Origin of the sequence: Intrasporangium sp., from assembly GCF_036566125.1 — a bacterium.
Lineage (GTDB): Bacteria > Actinomycetota > Actinomycetes > Actinomycetales > Dermatophilaceae > Intrasporangium.
On record NZ_DATCWX010000341.1, the window covers coordinates 1 to 3,717 of the forward strand.

At 69.6% G+C, this 3,717-nt stretch carries 5 protein-coding genes; 1 reads left to right on the top strand and 4 read right to left on the bottom strand.

What is annotated here, in order from left to right; translation table 11 throughout:
• The 3 genes from VIR15_RS20335 to VIR15_RS20345 all read right to left on the bottom strand — a co-directional run.
• Nucleotides 1-203: HTH domain-containing protein (locus tag VIR15_RS20335; RefSeq protein WP_331931165.1), on the bottom strand; the 203-nt coding region annotated here is incomplete at its 3' end.
• Between the two features lie 39 nt (nucleotides 204-242).
• Entirely contained in the window at nucleotides 243-821 is a 579-nt protein-coding gene (locus tag VIR15_RS20340) for a GNAT family N-acetyltransferase (protein WP_331931167.1), read from the bottom strand.
• Nucleotides 818-1,786, bottom strand: a complete 969-nt coding sequence (locus VIR15_RS20345; protein WP_331931169.1) for an EamA family transporter — start codon at nucleotides 1,784-1,786, stop codon at nucleotides 818-820. The genes VIR15_RS20340 and VIR15_RS20345 overlap by 4 nt, the downstream gene beginning before the upstream one ends.
• An 84-nt stretch (nucleotides 1,787-1,870) precedes the next feature.
• Between VIR15_RS20345 and VIR15_RS20350 the strand changes: the two genes are divergently transcribed.
• Nucleotides 1,871-2,827 carry a LysR family transcriptional regulator gene (locus tag VIR15_RS20350; protein ID WP_331931171.1) on the top strand — a complete coding sequence of 319 codons (957 nt, stop codon included), beginning with the start codon at nucleotides 1,871-1,873 and terminating at the stop codon, nucleotides 2,825-2,827.
• On the opposite strand, the gene VIR15_RS20355 is transcribed toward VIR15_RS20350, so the two are convergent.
• A complete protein-coding gene (locus VIR15_RS20355; protein ID WP_331931173.1) occupies nucleotides 2,811-3,476 on the bottom strand; it encodes a lysoplasmalogenase family protein in 666 nt (221 codons plus the stop codon). The genes VIR15_RS20350 and VIR15_RS20355 overlap by 17 nt on opposite strands.
• Nucleotides 3,477-3,717: the final 241 nt, after the last annotated feature.

A 3,717-nucleotide genomic window follows, 5' to 3' on the forward strand; every position in this document is an offset into this window, starting at 1 on the left:
CGCCCGACGCGGTAGCCGCCATAGGGCCCGCGCACCGAGTCGATCGGGATGCCGGCCTCCCGAAGGATGCCCACGTACCGACGGGCCGCCCGCTCGGTGACTCCGAGCCTCGTCCCCAGCCGGTCGGCCGTGATGCCGGGGCTCGACTGGATCAGCTCGAGGGCGAGCAGTGCTCGTGCGGTGGGACTTGCGTCGGCATGCATGTAGGGTCCGATCCGGAAGGCAGACGTCCGGATCCGACGCTACGCCAGGCTGCGGCGCATGAGGACACGTGGAAAGCCGCCGGCGATCGCGTCGGTGTCCGCGGCCTTGGTGAAGCCGGCCCGCTCGAAGACCGCCCGGGTCCCGACGAAGGCCATGGTGAGATCGACCTTCTGCCCCTTGTTGTCAACGGGGTAGCCCTCGACGGCCGGCGCGCCCTTCTCGGCGGCATAGTCGACGGCGCCAGCCAGCAGCGCATGGGAGATGCCCTTGCGGCGATGGCCGGGTCGCACCCTGATGCACCAGATCGACCACACCGGCAGGTCGTCGACGTGCGGGATGAGGCGGGACCGCTCGAAGGGCAGCTCGGACCGCGGCGCCACGGCAGCCCAGCCGACCACCTCCCCGTCCTCGTAGGCGAGCACGCCCGGGGCCACATCACGCTCGGTCAGCTCGCGCATGTAGTCGCGGCGCGCCGTGCGGCGCAGTTCGCGGCTCGTCCTGGAGTCGAGCCGGTGACTGAGGCACCAGCACACGTCCGAGGCCGGGTTCTTCGGGCCGAGCATCGTCGCCACGTCGTCGAAGCGAGCTCGCGTGGCGGGCCTGATCTCGATGGTCACCTTTCCAAACTATGCCGTATGCCGCTGAGCTCGCCCCGCGCCCACACCTCCTTCTCGGCCGGCCGCCTCAATCGAGTGAACGACTTTCGGGCCCGAATCCTGTTCACTCGACTGGAGACGTAGGGCCCGAGCACACCGACCACGATGAGGACACCCCCGAGCAGCTCCCACCCGGAGGGCCGCTCGTTGAGGATCAGCCAGGCCGAGCCCAGCCCAGCGACCGGCACCAGCATCGAGAAAGGCGCGACGGAGCTCGCCGAGTTACGGGCGAGCAGGCTCGTCCAGATGCCGCTGCCAACGATCGTCGCGAGGACCACGGTGTAGGCGAGCCCGACGTTTGCCGCCCACGCGCCCGGCGCGTCGGCCAGCGCCGAGGTGATCTGCTCCGGACCTTCGACGACAAGGGAGAGGGCCAGCAACGGGACCGGCGGCACGACCGTCATCCACATCATGAACCGGAACGGCGAGTCGGGCTTCGCCTGGCGGGAGCAGATGTTGCCGATGGCCCACCCGAGTGCGCCCGCGAGGACGAGCACGACCGGCACGACCGACACGGCGAGGCCGCGGTATCCGGCAATGACGGCGAGGCCCGACAGGGCGACGGCGACTCCGATCAGCACGGGCAACGCGGGGCGCTCGCGGAGGAAGACAGCGGCGAGGAGCACGGTGAACGGCGCGGAGGCCTGCAGGACGAGGGAGGAGAGCCCGGCTGGCATTCCGGCGGCCATGCCCAGGTAGAGGAAGGCGAACTGCAGGATGCCGAAGCCCACCCCGTAGCCGACCAGCCATCGCCAGCGCACTCGAGGGCGTGGCACGAACAGGATCGTCGGGATCGCCAGGACGAGAAACCGGAGCGACGCCAGGAGAAGAGGCGGGTAGTGCTCGAGCGACGCATGGATGGCCACGAAGTTGATACCCCAGATGACCGCCACCAGTCCGGCCTGGAGAACGTCCCGCCGCGTCATGCCACCATCCATGGACTCAACCTTCGGGCAGACCGACGATCCAGTCCATCGAGACTTCCTTCGATATCCATGTAGTTTTCCTTCATGGATGTCCGGCGCCTGGCGCTGCTGCGCGAGCTCGCTCGGAGGTCGACCGTCACCGAGGTCGCCCGTGCCATGAGCCTCACACCGACGGCGGTGTCACAGCAGCTCAAGCTGCTCGAGCGCGAGGCGGGAACTCCGCTGCTCCGACGAGTCGGCCGACGCGTCGAGCTCACCGCAGCCGGACGAGTCCTCGTCGAGGCATCGCTGGACGTCGAGGTCTCCCTGGCTCGGCTGCAGGGCCGGTGGGACGAGTACCGCGGCGAGCGACGGGGCATGGTGCGCCTCAGCGTCTTCCCGACCGCCGGCCAGCTGCTCCTCCCGGGCCTGGTTCGGCGGCTCGAGCCCTGGCCAGACGTGTCGCTCGAGCTCGTCGAGTCGGACGTGCACGGCGACGACTATGCCGCGCTCGTCGACGACGTGGACCTCGTTGTCGCCCATCACGCGACCGAGCTGGCCGAGCCGGCTGTCAAGCCGGGAATCCCACGCGCCGCGAGTCGGCCTCCGCGGACCTGGCACGGGCTCTCCGTCACGGAGCTGCTCGTCGAGCCACTCGACGTCGCGGTCTGGCCCGGGCACCGCCTCAGCACGCGTCGCTCCGTTCGGCTGGCTGATGTGCGGCGGGAGACCTGGGTGAGCGTGCCTGAGGGGTGGCCCTTCGACGACGCACTGCGGCGGTGGTTCGCTGCGGACGGGAGCGAGCCACTGGTGTCGCACCGGTTCACCGACCTTCGGCTGCAGGAGGCGTTCGTGGCGGCCGGTCTCGCGATCGCGCTGCTACCCCGCTTCGCAGCCGACAACCAGGACGGGCAGCGCCTCGTGCTGGTGCCGACCCGGGACCTCGCACTGGGGCGGCGCATGGCGGTGCTCTCCCGACGGGATCACGCCGAGCGGGCTGCTGCGGCGCTGGTGCGGGAAGCGCTCGTCGCCGAAGCGGACTCGCTCACCTCGCCCGCTTGAGCGCGGCACCGCCCTGGACGCGGACCACCGCGAGGACGAGAAGGGTCTGGCCCACGATGTAGGTGAGTATGACCCAGAAGCCGTGCGCCGGCAGGGTCACGTCTGCGAACGCGCGCAGCGCAATGAGGGAGTCCGAGACGAAGAAGAGCGCGCCACCGATCCCGGCGACCCAGCCGAGGCCGGTGGCGAGAACCGCCATGGTGCCCAGCGCCAACCCGTAGAAGATGAGCGGCACGAGGAGCGACCCAGCCCGCACGTGAGTGACGGCGACGAGCCGAGCGAGCCCAGCGGCATACGGCAGAAGAAGGATGGGACTGCGGCGGACGATGGATGCACGCCAGTACGGGAGGAACGCAACGGCGTAGGTCAGCTGGGCGAGGAGGAAGAAACCGACCATGAGGAGGAACCCGGCATCCTCCGACGCGAACCGGGGAAGCGTGTCGCCCAGCCAGGAGAAGCCGAGGGCGAGCAGGGTCAGCTTCACGAGACGTGGGCGGGTCGATGGCACCGCGGAGACGAGCACCCAGGCGAGGACCGGCATGAGCAGCACCTGGGTCAATGGCGCGATGGTCCCGTCCGGGTCGACGAGCTGAGCGCCGAGATGGACTGCGCTGACAGCCGCGAAGGCTACGAGGGCAGGACGCACCATGGGCGGAGCCTAGTGGTCGCCCAGCGCTGGGGACGTGCCAACCGATCGAGCTCCGATTGTCCTGAACGAGCGTGCAGATTGGCCTCATTGTGGACGCCGGACGACCTCGCCACGGGCGAGGGCAAAGGGGAGCCGGTCGAAGACGATCCGTAAGGCGGTGATGCGTCCGTCCTGCACTTGGAGGTACTCGGCGGCGGGGGCGCTGGCGACGGCAGGATTTGCGGTGTCGTAGAAGATCAAC

Bases quoted from the DNA above. Each gene is read 5' to 3' on its own strand.
- VIR15_RS20345 (WP_331931169.1), bottom strand. From the start codon at position 1,786: ATGACGCGGCGGGACGTTCTCCAGGCCGGACTGGTGGCGGTCATCTGG.
- VIR15_RS20350 (WP_331931171.1), top strand. From the start codon at position 1,871: ATGGATGTCCGGCGCCTGGCGCTGCTGCGCGAGCTCGCTCGGAGGTCG.
- VIR15_RS20355 (WP_331931173.1), bottom strand. From the start codon at position 3,476: ATGGTGCGTCCTGCCCTCGTAGCCTTCGCGGCTGTCAGCGCAGTCCAT.